Source organism: Idiomarina sp. ST20R2A10 (assembly GCF_051842345.1).
Taxonomy (GTDB): Bacteria; Pseudomonadota; Gammaproteobacteria; order Enterobacterales; family Alteromonadaceae; genus Idiomarina; species Idiomarina loihiensis.
In genome coordinates, this window is record NZ_JBNIEY010000003.1 from 262,989 (window position 1) to 279,665 (window position 16,677).

At 47.2% G+C, this 16,677-nt stretch carries 20 protein-coding genes; 13 read left to right on the top strand and 7 right to left on the bottom strand.

The features are described 5' to 3' along the window. Positions 1-31: 31 nt before the first annotated feature. Entirely contained in the window at positions 32-811 is a 780-nt protein-coding gene (locus ACP7H9_RS07020; protein ID WP_110013055.1) for a putative metalloprotease CJM1_0395 family protein, read from the top strand. A gap of 10 nt (positions 812-821) precedes the next feature. Here ACP7H9_RS07020 and ACP7H9_RS07025 read toward each other — a convergent pair whose 3' ends face one another. Together ACP7H9_RS07025 and greB are read right to left on the bottom strand one after the other, a co-directional pair. After that, positions 822-3,152 (bottom strand): Tex family protein, encoded by a 2,331-nt coding sequence (locus ACP7H9_RS07025; RefSeq protein WP_439222455.1) that lies wholly within the window; start codon positions 3,150-3,152, stop codon positions 822-824. A gap of 63 nt (positions 3,153-3,215) precedes the next feature. Next, positions 3,216-3,695: a transcription elongation factor GreB gene (greB, locus tag ACP7H9_RS07030; protein ID WP_439222456.1), complete on the bottom strand. Its 480-nt coding sequence runs from the start codon at positions 3,693-3,695 to the stop codon at positions 3,216-3,218. Positions 3,696-3,876: 181 nt separating this feature from the next. Here greB and ACP7H9_RS07035 point away from each other — a divergent pair, with 181 nt between their 5' ends. After that, positions 3,877-4,092, top strand: coding sequence for a TIGR02450 family Trp-rich protein (locus ACP7H9_RS07035; protein WP_011233545.1), 216 nt, complete (start codon positions 3,877-3,879; stop codon positions 4,090-4,092). Between the two features lie 158 nt (positions 4,093-4,250). On the opposite strand, the gene ACP7H9_RS07040 is transcribed toward ACP7H9_RS07035, so the two are convergent. Next, positions 4,251-5,879, bottom strand: coding sequence for a hypothetical protein (locus tag ACP7H9_RS07040; RefSeq protein ID WP_011233546.1), 1,629 nt, complete (start codon positions 5,877-5,879; stop codon positions 4,251-4,253). Positions 5,880-6,153: 274 nt separating this feature from the next. Here ACP7H9_RS07040 and ACP7H9_RS07045 point away from each other — a divergent pair, with 274 nt between their 5' ends. The 6 genes from ACP7H9_RS07045 to ACP7H9_RS07070 all read left to right on the top strand — a co-directional run bounded on the left by ACP7H9_RS07045 (position 6,154) and on the right by ACP7H9_RS07070 (position 8,958). After that, positions 6,154-6,408: a type II toxin-antitoxin system Phd/YefM family antitoxin gene (locus ACP7H9_RS07045; RefSeq protein ID WP_011233547.1), complete on the top strand. Its 255-nt coding sequence runs from the start codon at positions 6,154-6,156 to the stop codon at positions 6,406-6,408. Next, a complete protein-coding gene (locus tag ACP7H9_RS07050; protein ID WP_011233548.1) occupies positions 6,401-6,664 on the top strand; it encodes a Txe/YoeB family addiction module toxin in 264 nt (87 codons plus the stop codon). Before ACP7H9_RS07045 ends, ACP7H9_RS07050 begins: the two co-directional genes overlap by 8 nt. 195 nt (positions 6,665-6,859) lie before the next feature. Beyond that, positions 6,860-7,351 (top strand): DUF6985 domain-containing protein, encoded by a 492-nt coding sequence (locus tag ACP7H9_RS07055; RefSeq protein WP_011233549.1) that lies wholly within the window; start codon positions 6,860-6,862, stop codon positions 7,349-7,351. A 110-nt stretch (positions 7,352-7,461) separates the two neighbouring features. Next, positions 7,462-8,016: a hypothetical protein gene (locus ACP7H9_RS07060; RefSeq protein ID WP_011233550.1), complete on the top strand. Its 555-nt coding sequence runs from the start codon at positions 7,462-7,464 to the stop codon at positions 8,014-8,016. Between the two features lie 55 nt (positions 8,017-8,071). Beyond that, positions 8,072-8,452: a hypothetical protein gene (locus ACP7H9_RS07065; protein ID WP_011233551.1), complete on the top strand. Its 381-nt coding sequence runs from the start codon at positions 8,072-8,074 to the stop codon at positions 8,450-8,452. Positions 8,453-8,502: 50 nt separating this feature from the next. Beyond that, complete coding sequence (locus ACP7H9_RS07070) at positions 8,503-8,958, top strand: YaeQ family protein (RefSeq protein WP_439222457.1); 456 nt, start codon at positions 8,503-8,505, stop codon at positions 8,956-8,958. An 87-nt stretch (positions 8,959-9,045) separates the two neighbouring features. Here the strand turns inward: ACP7H9_RS07070 and tnpC are convergent, their stop codons facing one another. From tnpC to tnpA, 3 genes are all read right to left on the bottom strand, one after another. Continuing rightward, positions 9,046-10,626 carry an IS66 family transposase gene (tnpC, locus tag ACP7H9_RS07075; RefSeq protein ID WP_439222458.1) on the bottom strand — a complete coding sequence of 527 codons (1,581 nt, stop codon included), beginning with the start codon at positions 10,624-10,626 and terminating at the stop codon, positions 9,046-9,048. Positions 10,627-10,740: 114 nt separating this feature from the next. Next, positions 10,741-11,097, bottom strand: a complete 357-nt coding sequence (tnpB, locus tag ACP7H9_RS07080; RefSeq protein ID WP_034818399.1) for an IS66 family insertion sequence element accessory protein TnpB — start codon at positions 11,095-11,097, stop codon at positions 10,741-10,743. Further along, complete coding sequence (tnpA, locus tag ACP7H9_RS07085; protein WP_034818400.1) at positions 11,094-11,393, bottom strand: IS66 family insertion sequence element accessory protein TnpA; 300 nt, start codon at positions 11,391-11,393, stop codon at positions 11,094-11,096. The genes tnpB and tnpA overlap by 4 nt, the downstream gene beginning before the upstream one ends. Positions 11,394-11,464: 71 nt before the next feature. On the opposite strand from tnpA, the gene ACP7H9_RS07090 reads away from it, so the two are divergent. Next, complete coding sequence (locus ACP7H9_RS07090; RefSeq protein WP_439222459.1) at positions 11,465-11,629, top strand: hypothetical protein; 165 nt, start codon at positions 11,465-11,467, stop codon at positions 11,627-11,629. 83 nt (positions 11,630-11,712) lie between these two features. Here the strand turns inward: ACP7H9_RS07090 and ACP7H9_RS07095 are convergent, their stop codons facing one another. Continuing rightward, the gene (locus ACP7H9_RS07095) at positions 11,713-12,537 is read right to left on the bottom strand and encodes a hypothetical protein (protein WP_439222460.1); all 825 of its coding nucleotides are present in this window, start codon (positions 12,535-12,537) and stop codon (positions 11,713-11,715) included. Between the two features lie 117 nt (positions 12,538-12,654). On the opposite strand from ACP7H9_RS07095, the gene ACP7H9_RS07100 reads away from it, so the two are divergent. The 4 genes from ACP7H9_RS07100 to ACP7H9_RS07115 all read left to right on the top strand — a co-directional run bounded on the left by ACP7H9_RS07100 (position 12,655) and on the right by ACP7H9_RS07115 (position 16,672). After that, positions 12,655-13,767, top strand: coding sequence for a DUF4241 domain-containing protein (locus tag ACP7H9_RS07100; protein WP_439222461.1), 1,113 nt, complete (start codon positions 12,655-12,657; stop codon positions 13,765-13,767). A 78-nt stretch (positions 13,768-13,845) separates the two neighbouring features. After that, on the top strand, positions 13,846-14,745 hold the full coding sequence (locus tag ACP7H9_RS07105; RefSeq protein WP_439222462.1) for a lipid kinase: 900 nt from the start codon (positions 13,846-13,848) through the stop codon (positions 14,743-14,745). A gap of 1 nt (position 14,746) precedes the next feature. After that, positions 14,747-15,187 (top strand): hypothetical protein, encoded by a 441-nt coding sequence (locus ACP7H9_RS07110; RefSeq protein ID WP_439222463.1) that lies wholly within the window; start codon positions 14,747-14,749, stop codon positions 15,185-15,187. A 282-nt stretch (positions 15,188-15,469) separates the two neighbouring features. After that, positions 15,470-16,672 (top strand): GGDEF domain-containing protein, encoded by a 1,203-nt coding sequence (locus tag ACP7H9_RS07115; RefSeq protein ID WP_439222464.1) that lies wholly within the window; start codon positions 15,470-15,472, stop codon positions 16,670-16,672. Positions 16,673-16,677 lie beyond the last annotated feature (5 nt).

The following is a 16,677-nucleotide window of genomic DNA, read 5'->3' on the forward strand; positions in this document are numbered from 1 at the left end:
TCCTGTAACGTCGGCACCACCTGCGGAGTCGATGAACAGGGATAATTTGCAGCGACCGCTGGTGAACGAACCTGCCAAATCTGATCAATCCAGTAATAAAGCCGATACCCAGGCTGACAGAAAACCCGACGCGAAAGCGGATGGTAAGCCCGACAGCAAAAAAGCCACCGACAAAGCCAGCAAAGAAGTTACTGACAATGCTGAAAAGAATCAGCAGAAGCTCAGTGAAGAAGAAGTTGAAAAAGTCGATGAGCTAAAAAGCCGTGATCAGGAAGTTCGTGTACACGAACAAGCCCACGCGGCAGTTGGCGGCCAGCATGCTGGCTCGCCTTCCTATGAATACGAACGCGGGCCTGACGGTAAGTCTTATGCTGTGGGCGGCGAAGTTCAAATAGATGTCAGCCCGGTTAATGGTGATCCGCAAGCGACCATTCAAAAAATGCAGTTGGTACGTCGCGCGGCATTAGCGCCGGCACAACCTTCTGCTGCCGACCGTTCAATTGCTGCCGAAGCGGCTAATAAAGCCACGCAGGCTCGGGCGGAATTAGCCCAAATGCAAGTTGAGGCAAGCGAAAGCGGTGAGGAAGGCGAGAAGCAAAACCCTGATATCAGTATTAACGCGCCGTTTAATAAAAGTCTGGAAGGTGAAAACAAAGGTGATGGCGATAGTCAATCTGCGTCATCAAGTGCTGTAACACCTGCCGAAGAAGGTAGAAAAACGCTTTCATCGTCCGAACGTGGCGAAATGATTTCTTCATTTTACGATAAGCGCGTTCGTCCTTCCGTGGACTCTTTCAGCGCTACCGCTTAACTATTCCTGTTTAATCTTTCTTCGCTTTTGCAAAGGCGTCTGCTAATGCACTGCCCATTGCTGAGTTTTGTGGCTGTGGCGCACGACCACCATTGCCTGAAGGTTTTTTCTTAGGTCCGCTTCCGGTTTTCGCTTTAGGCTTGTCGCTGCCTGCGGTATTGGCTGGGGCTTCATCGCTCAGGCGCATGGTTAAGCCAATACGTTTACGCTCAATGTCCACTTCCAGCACTTTTACCTTCACAATGTCGCCGGCTTTAACCACTTCGCGCGGATCGCTGACGAACTTGTTCGCCAGTGCTGAAATGTGCACCAGACCGTCCTGATGCACGCCAACATCAATAAAGGCACCAAAGTTCGCCACGTTAGTTACCACACCTTCCAGCAACATGCCGGGCTTCAGATCACTGACTTTCTCAACGCCTTCTTTAAACTCGGCCATTTTGAATTCAGGACGCGGGTCGCGGCCGGGTTTTTCCAGTTCGGACAAAATGTCGGTAACCGTTGGCAGACCAAAGCGCTCATCGGTGTAGTCTTTAGCGTTCAAGGTTTTAATCAATTGCTGATTACCAATAAGTTCCTGTACCGGTAGTGAGTTCTCTTTAGCAATGCGTTCAACCACGGTATAAGCCTCGGGGTGCACCGAGGAGGCGTCCAGTGGCTGCTCGCCGTTACTAATGCGTAAGAAGCCTGCCGCCTGTTCAAAGGCTTTTGGTCCCATGCGCGCAACATCCAGCAATTGCTTACGGTTACGGAACGCACCATGAGCATCGCGGTGCTCAACCAGATTCTTCGCCAAAGTTTTCGATAAGCCGGATACGCGCTGCAGCAACGCGGCAGAAGCCATATTGGCATCCACACCCACTGCGTTTACGCAGTCTTCAACCACTGCATCCAGACTCTGCGCCAGTTGTGACTGGCTCACGTCGTGCTGGTACTGGCCCACACCAATAGACTTAGGTTCAATCTTCACCAGCTCGGCCAACGGATCCTGCAAGCGGCGGGCAATAGAGACTGCGCCACGTAGCGACACGTCCATATTCGGGAATTCCTGCGCAGCCAGTTCAGACGCCGAGTAAACCGAAGCACCGGCTTCGTTCACTATAACCTTAGTGGCTTTAATGTCGCTGTGCTGTTTCAGCATGTCGCCGACCATTTTGTCGGTTTCGCGCGAGTGGGTGCCGTTACCAATACTGATAAGTTCCACTTTGTACTGCTTGCACAAAGTAGCCAGCGTACGCATTGCTTTGTCCATTTGGTTCTGCGGCTGGAACGGGAATACGGTGTTAGTGGCAACCGCTTTACCGGTTTCGTCCACCACCGCAACCTTAACGCCGGTGCGAACACCCGGGTCTAAGCCCATAGTGGTTTTAGCACCCGCAGGCGCCGCCATCAGTAAGTCTTTCAAGTTGCTGGCAAATACCTGAATGGCTGCTTCCTCAGCGCGTTCACGTACGCGAGCCATAAGTTCAGTTTCCATATGCAGCGACAACTTCACTCGCCAGGTCCATTGAATAACCTGACGCAGCCAGTCGTCGGCAGCGCGGTCTTTATGCTCAAAGTTCAGGAAGTCGGCAATAATGACTTCGCAGTGCGAGCCCGAGGTTGTGTCTTCACTGCCAGGATCCGCGTCCATAGAAAGCTGTAAAAAGCCTTCGTTACGGCCACGCAACAAAGCCAGCGTGCGGTGCGAGGGGATGGTTTTAAACAGCTCAGAAAACTCAAAGTAGTCGCGGAACTTAGCGCCTTCTTTCTCTTTACCCGCCGCAACTGTGCTGGTTAGGTGCGCGTTCTGCCATAAGTGCGAGCGCAAACGTTTTAGTAACTCCGCCTGCTCGGCAAAGCGCTCCATTAAAATAGCGCGGGCACCGTCTAAAACCGCTTTCGTATCGGCAAAGCCTTTGTCGGCGTCAATGTATTCTGCCGCGGCCTGCTCCGGGTTCTGAGTTGGTTCTTTCCACAGCAAGTCCGCCAGCGGTTCAAGCCCAGCTTCAATGGCAATTTGGCCTTTGGTGCGGCGCTTCGGTTTGTAAGGCAGGTATAAATCTTCCAGCTCGGTTTTCGAGTCAGCTGTTTTAATGCTCTGAGTCAGTTCGTCGGTCAGTTTGCCTTGCTCGTCAATGGACTTGAGTATCACCTGGCGGCGGTCATCCAGCTCGCGCAGGTAGTTCAGGCGCTGATGCAGCTGACGCAATTGCGTGTCATCTAAGCCGCCAGTCACTTCCTTACGGTAGCGCGCAATAAAGGGCACCGTTGAGCCTTCATCCAGCAACTGGATAACAGACGAAATCTGGCGTTCATCAACCTTCAGTTCATTAGCAAGTAATTGCGGTATCTGGCTCATAGTACATCTCTTAGTTTTGAAACTTTACGACAAATAATGGGGACGAATACTATCACGAATTGGCTACGCGGGCTGTTGGTAACTTATCTTATTAATAAACCAGACTTTACTGCCCTGAGGCGTGTTAACTTCCGCCTCGTCGTCCACCTGCTTTTTCAGCAATGCACGCGCCATAGGCGAATCAATAGACACCGCGTTTTTGCGATCATAAATTTCATCTGGCCCGACAATTTGAAAGGCGCGAACATTTTTGTCCTCGTCCTCAATTTCCACCCAGGCACCAAAAAACACCTTACCGTCCTGTTGTGGCGAATAATACACCACCTTCACCTGCTCCAGACGCTTGGTTAAGTAGCGAATGCGGCCATCAATTTTGCGTAGCTTTTGCTTGTTGTATTTGTAGTCGGCGTTCTCTGACCGGTCACCCAGGCTCGCCGCCCAGGAGACCTTCTCCACCGTTTCGCGCCGCTCCACCCGCCAAAGGTGTTCAAGTTCCTGTTGCAACTTTTCATAACCGCCAAGGGTAATTAAATTGGTTTTCATACGCTGAATAGTTGTGCCTGCGTTGAATTATAGATGGGGATTTTACTGGGTTATTACTCCGAAGGAAATGGTGGTGAATAGAGCCTAAATATGATTTCTTGTTTTTGCGGCTATGTTACTCATTCATTAGAATAAGAAGGATGGGTAAAAATAAGTAAATTCAGTTTATTACGGAGTCAATATGAATGAAATTAACCCAGCCAAACTGCGTAATAGTAAGTGGACTGCAGTAGAGCCGCTTAATCGCGAGAAGCATTTTTTGGTATCAGAAGTTGAGTATGATGAAGACGGATCAGTAATTTCATGCAAAATTGAATCAGTGCTTTCGAGAAATGAATATTCAATCGATTGGCTTGAACTTAAAAGCGAAGAGAAATGGGTTCAAGGTTGGAAGTGAGGCACTTTCTATCCTTCTCTGCTTTAAACTCCTGGTCTGGTGAGAAAATAATGTAGGCGAGCAGAGAGTCTTTGAGTAATTGTGCCAACCCCCGCTTCTTCAAATACATCAAGCCGAGGTCGGAGGCGTCCGTTGAGGTAAGGCGAAACGGTCTTAGATTAAAACGGCTTTTTCGCAAAATGAAGCTTTACTTGTCTGACTTCCGCCTCTGGTGGTTCCAGGTAGTATGTTAAAGGAAACTTGTCGCTATTACCTTTAATAACAAACTGCTGGTACCAGGCCTCGGGAGCGTCTACTCGGCTAAGTTGTAGCTCTACTGACGGTTTTAAGTCATGAAAAGCTTTGTCGCTCCAGCGTCCTGATAATCCGGGGTAGTCGGCGTATTGGTCAAGAATATAGTAAGAGCGATCACTGGCTCTTGTTGCAATAATCCAGCCGTCATCTGTTGGGGTTGCGCTCGCCCGCGCATTTCCTTGTTGAATACTAGTGACGTCTTTGGCTAGAGGAAGAGTTACAGGAATAGGCTCTACCGCAGGCATGTAGTCCATAACTGCCGTTATGCTGGATATTTTGCTCAGGTCAGTCTTCTCCCAGCCAAGCGGAACTAAGTAAATGTTCATCTCGCTAGCCCCGGAGTAATTGGGCTCTATTGATCTAAGCATCATAGGAATATTGAGCTTATTTCCTTCATTGTCCATTAGAGTCAGGGAGTTAATGGAAGTTAGCCCCCCCATAACCTTGCCTTCGGGTCCAACAAATTCAAGCTTAAGCTCTAAGCTGTTATCCTTTGGGTTAATGGCGAATGCCGTTTCGGTATGAGCAACAGGGTCACTAACAAAATCAAAATCAGGCGACTCGCCAGTAGAGCTCATAGACAGCTCATATGAACCGTTATTCTCAGCGAGGAAAGTTGCCATTTCAAAAGGAGCCAGAAAATCATCCGTGGAACCAATTACCAGTTCGCTTTTTCGCCTTAATACGAGTGTCGTATCAATTTCTTTGGCGGGGGTATCTGTGACGGTTTTCTGAGTTGTAATAAGTACTAAGTTTTCAATCCAGCCGTCATCGCGGCTAATGCGCATACGGCCGTTAACTTCCGACCATCTTACCTTCAGGTTGGGGTTGTGCCCCATCATTGGCACGGCATCTGCTGGGGCTTTGGTCTCTCTGGTAATATCAACAGTAATGCTATTCTCATCAATGCTATCAACCTTGAGAACTAACGAGGGGATCCCTTGAAAGCTATTTAGAGTAACCGATTTCCCTTCAACCATCGGCAGAGCCCAGTTCACAACCGGAGACAGGATAACTTGCTGCAATTGCTCTACTCGTTGCTTGCTCGCTTCCTGGAGGTTTCTGCTTTCTTGTTTTGCACTTACTGTTGTTTTTCCAGTTTTCCGGTTCATCGTCTGGTCGAAGCCGGACGAAATCAGTTCTCTAACCGGCTTTTCCAAATTGCGTTTAGGATTTGAGTTGCTGAACTGAACGCTCTCATTAAACGAAAATGTTAGTGCCTGGGGAACGGCGCGGACATTAATATCAGGGTTCATCTTGTCTACACGGTAATCTAATATACTATGCAGGGATGCTGTGTCTGCTATTTGCCAGGCCCGGTTGTTTATCTCTAGTATCCGCGTACGCATATCTAAACGGTATTGTTCTTCTTTACCGATATCAGTCTCAAAACGGAGAAATTTTGTTTTCTCTGGCAAAAGAGCCGCTATGCTAATTGAAACGATTATAATTCCGACAAGAGCTAGAACGATTTTGCGTGACAAAAATTGCATATGACATCCTTGTTTAATGACTATTTTTATAGAGTAAAAAATCATAACAAATAATAGAGATGGGATGTGAAACTTTGCGGTTTCGAAGTCTTTATAGAGGCGGTGCTTAGAGACTCCCCAAAAAATAGTGTAGCTATGAAGTCTTGTAAGGGTCGCTCCTAATATCGAGTATCGAACTCTTGTAGCAAGTGTTAGCTACAGTTGAACAATATTCTGTACATGTACCAATACCTGTTTTATACTTGTTCAATAAATTGAACATGTTGAGGTGTATATGAGAATAGTCTCTTTTACTGAAGCCCGAAATGGCTTAAAAGCAGTGTTGGACAGCGTAATCAACGATGCTGATACAACGGTTATTACCCGTCGTGACTCGGAAGATGCCGTGGTTATGTCTTTAGATTACTACAATAGCCTAATGGAAACGGTTCATTTGCTCCGTTCGCCGGCAAATGCTGAGCATTTGAATAAATCTATTGCTCAATACAAAGAAGGGAAAGCCAAAAAGAGAGAGTTATTAGATGAGTAAGAGGTTGCTGTCATGGACTGATGAGGCCTGGAAAGACTATTTATATTGGCAGACTCAAGATAAAAAGACACTTAAACGTATCAACAGATTAGTTGCCGATGTTAAAAGATCGCCGTTCGAAGGTATTGGTAAACCTGAGCCGTTAAAAGAAAACCTGGCGGGTTTCTGGTCGCGGCGAATCGATGATACGAATAGACTGGTATACGCAGCCGACGACAGTGCAATTACAATTATTTCTTGTCGTTATCACTACTAATTAAGCATGCCAAAGCTAGGACGATGTGCAAGAGAGTCGGAAGGCGAAAAAGTGACTGTTAGCAATTGTCAACGAAATTGAGTTTAGAGCTAAGTCGCTTGTAAAGAGTTAGCAAAGCCAGGCTCGGCGATGGCTTTTCCGTTGCGGCTTCGCTACTATTCCAAGGCTGCGATCTGAACAGAAAGAGGATTGGCTGTGCAGTTAGAAAACCTTGCTGAGTGGCTTGAAGGACTTCGGAAGGAAGACGACCTTCTTGTTGGTGAGCTGCATGTGCCCTTCTTGCAACAAAAAGAATCTATAGAAGTCTGCTTTGTGGGCCAGAAGAGGGCAGTCACGGAGAGTCAGCAGAAGACGCTGCTGGGTTATCTTGAGCAACTTGATACCATTCATCAGCAGGCCGTGGAACGAATCTTTACTGACTACCAGACAAATGTCGACATCTATCGGAGAGCTTTTCAAGAGTGGGGTGAAGATCCCGATGAGCATGCTCCTCTCGTCAATTCTGCTGAAGACTTAGCCCCAGTTATGTTGTATCAGAGCTTATTTATTCCTTCCTGGAAGGATGTAGGGACTTTCGGCATGGGGTTTTGGGCTAAGTGGGAAGTTGAGCATGGCGTCGGAATAAAATTTGAGAGCTGGCGCCTACTTGAAGCAGGCGAAAACTCTGTTCATTTTTGTTTTGAATAAACAAGCCGTTAATAACCTCAGTCACATCGACATCTTTTTTCAAGGCAGCTTTATCTTTCGTTCTAAATTAACTTATGCAGCGGGCGTTCTGACTTTAGAGGTAATAAATCATGAAAAAAACAATAGTAATGTGTTTCCTTATTTTCAGCGGGCTGTTACAGGCTGATGAAAAAGTCACTAATTTTGAAGCAGTTGGTAATTTAGAGTCAAAGCATGATGTTGGCTGCATCAAATACATTGAGGCAAAAAATATTTATACCCCAGCTGATTTATTTAAATCATCGGCAGCTTGTGCTAACCAAAATAATGTAAAAGATGCGGCCAGATTATTTCTGCTTGCGAGAATTTATGGTTCCTACGACATAAAGCGAGTCAGTGACAGTAGTGCTCACCAAGGTATTATGGTTTTAGTTCAAAATACGTTTGCAGATATGGGCAAGAATGCAAATTCAGTTGAACAAGAGATTAACGAAAATCTGATAGGTAAAGATAAAGAATTTTCGGAGTTCTGTCGGGTAGTCAAAAGTATAGGTAAACCAAGCTACCACCCTCAGTATATGATAAGTCATGGCATGGGGGCATTTACTGACAGCAAAGGTAATGGGTTGGTTGAAAATTTTAATGAAGATCAAGCTTGGCTCGAAACATTGTCCCATTGCGGGTAAACCGTTATGTAACTGGCAATTGCCTTGTATGGCGGGCGTTAGGAGAGTTTAAAAAATGATAGAGCTGTACTTCTTAGTAAGCGTCTTTGTAGGAATAGCGGTAATTGTTGATGGTGTTGTTTTATATAAAGCCAAAGGCGTTTGCTGGACGAACAAAATACAGTCGTTCACAACCACTATTGAATTTTTATGGGTTATTGTTTCTATCATTACCTTTTTTACGCTAGAGTTATCACACTTCCAGATATTAATTCCTTCTCTTTACGTCGTGCATAATATTTTTGGCTGGGCGTACGGCTCTTATCTTGTGTCAAAGTCACCTGAAGTGAAGAATGGTACAAAAGCGTTGGTTGTACCTTACTGGTATCTTATTTTTGGCATGACCGTTGGTATCGTATTCAGTATAAGCAGTTTATGTGCACTCATACTCTTATAACCAATGGCTTAAATGGTTAATATGAACACGAAAACACTTAGGTACCAAAAATGGCATTACAAGCAACTCCTTATAAAATTTCACTGGATATATCAGATACTGATCGCGGTGTTTACGAGAGTGTGAAATTTACTGTTGCACGCCATCCATCTGAGACAGAGCTGCGTTTAGCCTCACGAGTACTGGCTTATGCGATGTTCTATCATCCGCATTTAGCCTTTGGCCGGGGGTTATCCGATACCGATGAAGCGGCACTTTGGGAAATAGATCTCACCGGTGAAATTCAGCATTGGATTGATGTTGGCCTACCGGATGCTGCGCGGGTTATTAAAGCCAGTCGACGTGCACCGAAGATGTCCGTAGTTGTGTATGGCAATGCGCGTTTGTGGCGAGAAAAAGTGCTACCGAAGTTTGCCCATTTAAACAACGTGAATGTGTTTGTTTTACCGCAAAATGAGCGTAAGCGTCGCATAAACCACACAACCGGCCAAGATAATTGTCGCTGAGATGATTTCGGTGCCACCCGAACACGCATTTCGGTTTAATCCGATCACCGAATTCGGTATATCCGAACAGTCTGCGGCGGATCAGTTTTATTGACCGTTTTTGTCGGCGTTGATGTGCCAGGGCAGTAGTTGGTCGAGGTCATCACCGTCGTTGAGTAGCGGCAGTTGCTCGAACAACATCATGAGATAGTCGACCGGCATCAGGCCGTTGGCTTTGGCGGTTTCGACCATACTGTACAGGATGGCGCTGGCCTGCGCGCCGCCGCGTGAGTTTGAGAACAGCCAAGCTTTGCGACCGATAACGAACGGTTTTATTGCGCGCTCGGCACGGTTGTTATCGATATTAACGTGGCCGTCATGCAGATAAACCTGCAGTTTATCCCATTGTTTGAGCGTGTAATGGATGGCTTTGCCAAGCAGTGACTGCGGGTTGACCTGCAGTGCCGACTTATCCAACCAGATTTTTAGCTTGTCCATCACAGGCTGTGCTAAGTCGGTACGTTTTTCCTGTTTTTGCGCCGGGCAGTCGTCTTTGATTTTCTGCTCAACGCCGTACAGTTTCTGGATAAAGCTCAGCGCCTGGTCGGCTTTACCGCTTTTGCCTTTACCTTGTACGGTTTTGGCCTCAATGAACTTACGACGGGCATGCGCCCAGCAACCGGCCAGCTGGGCGCCGGTTTGCTCATAGCCCTGATAGCCGTCCACCTGCAGTGGACCGCAATAGTCAGCTAAAAACGCAGCGGGGTGGGCGCCACCGCGCCCGTCCTGATAATCATACAACACGATGTTCGGTGATTTATCCGGCCTCGGTTTATCGGTGCCACAGCCGTAAACCCACATGTAGCATTTGGATTTATCCACATCGAGCACGTTCAAGGTTGTCTCGTCAGCCCATAGGGCCGGCTGTTTTAGCAGGATGTCGCGCATGCACTGATAAAGCGGCCGCAGTTTCTCGCTGATGGTCAACATCCAGCGACTCATGGTCTGACGGCTCAGCTCAATACCGTATTGTTTAAACATCGCTTCCTGACGATACAGCGGCAACCCGAACTGGAACTTGGCGCTGATGATTTGTGCCAGCAAGCTCGGCGTTGCGATGCTCTTGGGCAGTATGCTCGGTTTAACCGGTGCGATTTTGACAGCGGTTTGGGTGCCGTGCTTTTCGCACGCGCGGCAGCTGTATTTCGGACGTACATGACGCAGCACTTTAATGCTTGCCGGAATAAACTCCAGCTCTTCGCTGGTTTCCTCGCCCTTGCGGTGCAAGTCATGACTACAGCAGTCGCAGACTTTGTCTTCGTCTGCGATATCGTGCAGCACCTCTTCGCGCGGCAATGATTCATCAATGCGCGGACGGCGAGGTTTCTGACGAGTGTAAGTAATGGTCTGGCTTTGGTCTTCGGCGACTTCGTCAGTCGTCGCTTCAAGAGCGTCTTCCAGCTCATTAAACAACTCGCCCTGACCGGGCAGTCCTTCGCTGCTGGCACCGAAGCGTTTTTGCAACGACAGTTGCCATTGCTCCATCATATAACGGATTTTCTGTTGCCAACGTTGCTCTTCCAGAGCCATTTCTGTCTGGAGTTTTTCGCGTTCCGATTGCAACTCGAGAACCATTTTTTGCAGGCTCTCAACATCATCCGGGAGTTGTTTAATATCGCTCGTTTTCATGGGGGTTATTATACCCCAAAAGCGCTGGTGAAGCCTCTGTTTTAGCGGATTTACTTAGACCAATTCGTGATCGCAAAACGGTTTTTATGCAGGATCCTTATAAGCCGTTTTCGATCAGGTTGTGGCACTAAAATGCAATGGCTGATGGCCTTTCATCAGCGTGATATCCAGGCCCTCGAGCAGCCACTGCCATTGCTGTGCGCTTAAATTAAGGACATCGCTTTTTACCTTGCGCGGCCATTTAAACTTATTCTTTTCCAGGCGTTTATACCAAAGACAAAAACCGGTTTTGTCCCAGTAAAGCGCCCGGACTTTATCGCGCTGACGGTTGCAGAACACAAAAACAGCGCCGCTGAACGGCGAGCGGTCCATCTCGGCTTCGACAATGGCGCTGAGGCCATTGATGCTCTTGCGAAAGTCGACCGGCTGCTTATACAAATAAATCGCCGGCGGCTCGACGAACATCTTCATACGCTGAGGGCTTTGACCAGCTCGGCCACCCAGCGGGGCGATACCGACATCGGTAATACTAACTGCGCATCGCCGACGCGAACCTGCATGGCCGCCGCGGATGCCGGCGACGACTCAGTCGCCACCCTTGCAAAACCGGTACTCTCGGTTTCTTGCTGCAACTGACGGCGGCGCTGACTAAAGTAGTCCGGATTAATACCCCGAGCTTCACAAAACGCCTTGCGGCTTAGACCGCTTTTCTCAAACTCATTAATTAGCGCCTGCCACTGCGCTTTAGAGCGGTATGCTCGACTCATAAATCACCTCGTTGATTAGAACGTGGCGATAAATTAGGCTATCTGCAACGTGGTGGCTAGGCGTGGTTTATGTGACGTTTACAAATGAGCTAGCGGAAATTGCTGAAAAATTACATCGCTCAACACACTGGGGCGTAATGATAAGCGATGGTCAGCTGTATATCAGTGATGGTGATGAGCAGGTGATTGTTGCGCTTGAGTGTTGGCATGGTGAAATGCCCGAGGCATCGCTGTAGGTTAATGGGCATTACAAATAAGTGGTGCAGTGGTTCTTCGTTGCGGCTTTGAATGCACTCCAAAGCCGCGCAGCGTCATTTCGTTAACTTTTAGTCAGGTAGCCGAGTTCAATCAGTGTTTCGCGGACTCGCTTTTTGATGTATTTGGAATTCCGTATAAAGTACCGCTGAACAGAGGTGTTTTCTGCGTCGACTTTATCCAGCATCTCGTCTTTAAGCTTACGCGCTACATGAGCTGGCGCTAAAGGGTCTGTGACTATGCCGATAGTGTGACTGCTAAGCCTGTTTTGTATCGCCATTGTGTCGGCGTACCGGCCTGATTCAGCTACTTTGGTATAAACTTCGTCAGCTGGCAAATCATAGATGTCGGCATAAATTTCACGTAATTCGTCGAGGCCTTCCTGCTGTTCCTGATCGGTGTAATCTCGCATGCTCATCGCGTGCTCTACTGAAAGTTCCGCTGTGGTCAGCGGGTTGATAACACCGTCGTAGATGTCGCGGGCTCCAACGGCTACGGTTTCCCAATACGGAGCCATTGTTTCTGTAATTTTAGGTAAAGGGTCTTTTCTAGGCCAGGATGCGATTAAGTTGTAATCTAGGTGAGGAGCTTCGGACTCCCAGCTTAGCTCGTAACTACCGTCGGGATTGGTTGTGGTAACAGGGTCTTTAGAGCTGCAACTGCCGGTTCTCTTTAAATCGGCGCAGACTTCCACGTTGCCGACTCCTTTTTCAAATATAACCTTGCCGGATACTTTAATGGTGCGGGTTTCAGGTTCATTACTAGGCTGTTCAGTAGCGCTTTCATTGCTCTGAACTTGAGTCTCTTTAACTTCGGTTTCTGAATCGGAGTCGTTGCAACCAATTAAAACCGCACTTATGAAAATAAGACTAAAAAGCTTTTTTGGCATTCCAAAATCCTTTCGAAGCAAAATATAAGTATGTATATTCACATAGCGTAGTTGAAAGTAAAAGTTAAGAAAGCGTTAAGACAAGATGCCAGATGAAATTGGAGTTCAAAATCAAACATGCAAAATTCAAATAATGTTGTCGGCAAGCAAAGTAGTTACGACGAGCCAATGAATTCACCTGAAGAGAGGGTTAAGTCGTTTATTTCCCATTGGTATGAACAATGGTTGCAAGCCGAGGCAAAAAGCGAGACTGAAAAGAATAACGGTCAGGGGTTTGATTTTGGCTACTGGCGTGATCTTATGTCCGCTGTCGATAAAGCTCACTTTGTTGCCGGCAGTGGTTCAGGGTCTGACAATTCGTTTGGGCCCGCTGACTACGACCCGAATAACGAAAAAATCATTGAATGTGATATTCAAGGCGACTTGGCTCAACTGCTTACCGAGCTGCGCCAGGATGAGGGTAGGCCTTCAAATTATCATGCCTACGAGCTCAAGTTAGATGCAGAAAAAGACTGGAAAATAACGCGGATACATACTCTTTTTCATCCTCCCAAAAGCCCGGTTATTGCCCCTGAACAACATGCTGATATTCTTGCTATGTCGAGCTCCGCTGCTCCGTTTATGAATAAACAAGAGAATTTAAACCTTAATGAACAGGTTCTTTTTCAGCAAAACCGACATGTTGAGATCCCGTATTTAGGTGAGGGAGAAGCAAAGCTGGAAGAAGTTGGCAAGCTCCGAATTAGTTCAGGCGTCCTTGGTATCTTAGATTTTGGCTATGATATTTATCGGTTTGAGTCGCTACAGCGTAAGGTAAAGCCCGGCGACTATATCGTTGAAACAGTTACAGCCTATAACCGGGTTGCCGGTATTCGGGTAAAGCTAAGTGAAAGCGAGCAGTCGGTAAAATGGTATGCAGCGAATACACCGAGCGGTAATGGCGTTTATGGTGTCGACGCTGGGAACTTGGCTATATTCGATGTTGCGAACCTTTTGGAATTAAGCCATTTGAGAAAAGAAAAACTCTTTAACGAATGGATTCTGGAGGGGAAAACAGAGCTGTTATCAATGACAGGGCAAGATGACTGCGTTATTTGCACCAGCGGTTTTGGCGATGGCGCTTACCCCGCATTTTGGGGAGTCAATGAGCAAGATGAAGTGGTCTCGCTGTACATTGATTTCATGATCCTTGTACAAGAAACTGAAAACGGCTCATATGAGTCGATTTAAAATATTCTGTCAGCACTTTGCAGCCTTTGAACAAACCGCTTATATTGGAAGCAGCGCTTAATAGGAAGAGGTAAGTCATTGCAACATGCATTGTTAGTGGTGAATCCGAAGAGTCGGAATGGTCACTCTGAGGTGCTAACAGAAGCTATCGATTTGCTCAGAAACTCCGGCATTGAGGTAGAGGTTTGCGTCACTGAAAGCGCATCTCACATGGCTTCCTGCATCGAAAATTACCGTGAGCAAGATGGTGTAGTTATTGTTGCCGGTGGCGATGGAACTATCAGCTCCGCGTTAGAGTCAATCTATAAAAGTAACCAAACCTTAGCCATTTTACCTATGGGTACGGCGAATGATTTCGCGCGGTCGCTGGGGCTGCCACAGGACGTTGTCCCGGCCGCACAGGCTATTATTGACGACGAGCGGGAACGCATAAACCTGGCAAAGGTGAACGGTAATTACTTTGTGAATGTTGCTCATGTTGGCTTAGGCGTAGAGGTGACCCGCGAGCTGACATCAGAAATGAAGAAGTATTTCGGAGTATTTGCTTATCTGGGTGCCTTTACCAGCGTGGTAAAGCGTAATAAAAGTTTTAAAGTCGCTATAAAAGCCGATGACTGGGAAGGCTCAGTAAGAGCTATTCATCTGGCGGTGGGTAATGGGCGCTTTTATGGTGGAGGGAATATTGTCGATGATGACTCCACATTGCTGGATGGACAACTGAACTTATTTTGTTTGAAACCAATACGGTGGTGCCGGTTGTTATTACTGGGAGTCAATTTTCGTAACGGCAATTTGCAAAAGGCAGAGCGGGTTGTCTGTAAAAAGGCCCGAAAAATTAGCGTTAAAACTTCCAGGCCTAAGCGGATTCAGGCCGACGGTGAGTTTAAAACAGAGACACCGGCTGAGTTTGAAGTGATCCCAAAAGCTATTGAAGTTATTGTTGGCGATATGCCAGTGCCAAATAAAAACAAGGAATAATATGTCGATATTACGCACAGATAATCAGGCCGATAGCATGGAAATTCTGAAGCTCGTCATTGAGACAAAGGATTACTACCGTGAAATAGCGAAGGTGGTCGAGGATGATAGCCTTGCTAACGAGCTTGATAGTATTGCCAGTAAAAGAGCCTCCTTTATTGAGCCGTTTGAAAATATCGTTAAGGACTTCGGCGAGCTGCCGGCTAAACCCGACCCTGATAAAGAGCTGATGCAAATAATTGAAGGGGAGCTCACTCAATTTTTCTCTGCGGATTCTAAAACCGCTATTTTGGATAAGTGCCAGCAGGAAGATGAAGAGCTGGCATCTGTGGTAAATAGTACCAAACTGGGCGAAAAGTCGGCGGAGTCTCAGAAGCTACTCGACGCGTTGGCTGAGAACCTTAGTGACACAAAAAAATCAATTCAGGCGTTAAAAAATTAGTATGTAATACGGCGAGCGGGTAAATAACCTAACCTACGATTCAAAACCATTCACACCTAAATTCCTACCGCTCACGCATTCCTTGTTTGTATCTGCACGGCAGAAAAGTGAGTCGAGAACCTTTGCTGGATTACGCCAATCCTGGGTTCTTTCAGTACATGAAGTTGTTTTTTGGGTTTGAGGTGTAGGAGAGCGTAAAAAAGTACTGCAAAACGGTGCATAAAAGGTCAGAATTAGAAGCTACCTGATGTACAAAAATTACCGTTTAGGCAGGGAAAGACGTTGTCACAACAACAAAAACAATACGACATACATTGGCTGACGGGGCAGTTTTTCGATTCCAGCAAAGAGTCCCGGTATCGCGACTCCATTAAAGCGCGGGTACGTTTCGAGTCCCGTCTTGCATTGCCTCTGGTGTCGGTGGTTGTTGCCATGTTTGGCATTACCGATTACAACCTGCTGGGGTTAACCCGCGAGTTTTATTGGTTGCTTACTATGCGTATAGCCGTGGTGAGCTCTTGTCTTGTGCTGGCTTTCGCTATCGGGCGCTGGGGTGGTTATTCCCGTAACGCCTGGCTGCATAGTTTGCCGCTATGGATTCTGGCAACGGGCATTATTCTCATTGTTCCGTTGCGCCCGGAAAGTATTTCCACCCAGATAACCGCAGTGGTGGTTGCGATAATGGCTTTCTATCTTCTCATTCCAAACCTGCTCACAGTGGCAGCGTTAGCGAGCCTCTATTTAACCGTCGGATTTTTGTCTGCAGCGGCAGTTTATGCCGGAATTCCTTCAGAGAATGTGCTTCGCGTTAGTCTTTTGCTGATTATGGCCAATATTGTGGGCTACTGTGCTTTATTACGTATAGAGTTTCTGCAGCGCAAGCAATTTGCGCTACTTCAGGATGAGCGTGAGCAAAACCGTGATCTGCTCAAGGAAATAAAGCATCGAAAATCATTGGAAGCGCAATTGCGCATGGTGGCTGAGCGGGACGCTTTGACGGGGCTGGATAGCCGAAGCCATTTTATGAAGCGGGCCGAAGCGTTATTGCAACGAGCTCAGTTGGAAAAAACGCCGTTTTGCCTCTTTATGATCGACGTAGACCATTTTAAGCGCATTAATGATACCTGGGGCCATACTCGCGGAGATTTAATTTTGACCAAAATAGCCGAGGTTTGCGAACAGTCGCTGCGACCCACTGATGTTATAGGGCGCTTTGGTGGTGAAGAGTTCGTCGTAGGCCTGCCGCATACCAGCCCCAGCGAAGCGCAAACCATAGCCGAGCGTCTGAAAGAGAACGTTGAAGCACTGCCATTAACCGCTGAATTAAGTGAGCTGTGCCTGAGCGTGACCATAGGTATTGCGGCAGCACATGGTGAAGAGGATGACCTCGACGTCCTCATAACACGCGCGGATAACATGTTGTATGAAGGTAAGCGCGAAGGCAGAAACAGGGTGGTGATGTTTGGAGAGGGGATGGATTCTTGAGTAAT

Excerpts from the sequence above, each read along its gene's own strand:
- ACP7H9_RS07020 (WP_110013055.1), top strand. The coding sequence starts at position 32 with ATGAACAGGGATAATTTGCAGCGACCGCTGGTGAACGAACCTGCCAAA.
- ACP7H9_RS07025 (WP_439222455.1), bottom strand. The coding sequence starts at position 3,152 with ATGAGCCAGATACCGCAATTACTTGCTAATGAACTGAAGGTTGATGAA.
- greB (WP_439222456.1), bottom strand. The coding sequence starts at position 3,695 with ATGAAAACCAATTTAATTACCCTTGGCGGTTATGAAAAGTTGCAACAG.
- ACP7H9_RS07035 (WP_011233545.1), top strand. The coding sequence starts at position 3,877 with ATGAATGAAATTAACCCAGCCAAACTGCGTAATAGTAAGTGGACTGCA.
- ACP7H9_RS07040 (WP_011233546.1), bottom strand. The coding sequence starts at position 5,879 with ATGCAATTTTTGTCACGCAAAATCGTTCTAGCTCTTGTCGGAATTATA.
- ACP7H9_RS07045 (WP_011233547.1), top strand. The coding sequence starts at position 6,154 with ATGAGAATAGTCTCTTTTACTGAAGCCCGAAATGGCTTAAAAGCAGTG.
- ACP7H9_RS07050 (WP_011233548.1), top strand. The coding sequence starts at position 6,401 with ATGAGTAAGAGGTTGCTGTCATGGACTGATGAGGCCTGGAAAGACTAT.
- ACP7H9_RS07060 (WP_011233550.1), top strand. The coding sequence starts at position 7,462 with ATGAAAAAAACAATAGTAATGTGTTTCCTTATTTTCAGCGGGCTGTTA.
- ACP7H9_RS07065 (WP_011233551.1), top strand. The coding sequence starts at position 8,072 with ATGATAGAGCTGTACTTCTTAGTAAGCGTCTTTGTAGGAATAGCGGTA.
- ACP7H9_RS07070 (WP_439222457.1), top strand. The coding sequence starts at position 8,503 with ATGGCATTACAAGCAACTCCTTATAAAATTTCACTGGATATATCAGAT.
- tnpC (WP_439222458.1), bottom strand. The coding sequence starts at position 10,626 with ATGAAAACGAGCGATATTAAACAACTCCCGGATGATGTTGAGAGCCTG.
- tnpB (WP_034818399.1), bottom strand. The coding sequence starts at position 11,097 with ATGAAGATGTTCGTCGAGCCGCCGGCGATTTATTTGTATAAGCAGCCG.
- tnpA (WP_034818400.1), bottom strand. The coding sequence starts at position 11,393 with ATGAGTCGAGCATACCGCTCTAAAGCGCAGTGGCAGGCGCTAATTAAT.
- ACP7H9_RS07095 (WP_439222460.1), bottom strand. The coding sequence starts at position 12,537 with ATGCCAAAAAAGCTTTTTAGTCTTATTTTCATAAGTGCGGTTTTAATT.
- ACP7H9_RS07100 (WP_439222461.1), top strand. The coding sequence starts at position 12,655 with ATGCAAAATTCAAATAATGTTGTCGGCAAGCAAAGTAGTTACGACGAG.
- ACP7H9_RS07110 (WP_439222463.1), top strand. The coding sequence starts at position 14,747 with ATGTCGATATTACGCACAGATAATCAGGCCGATAGCATGGAAATTCTG.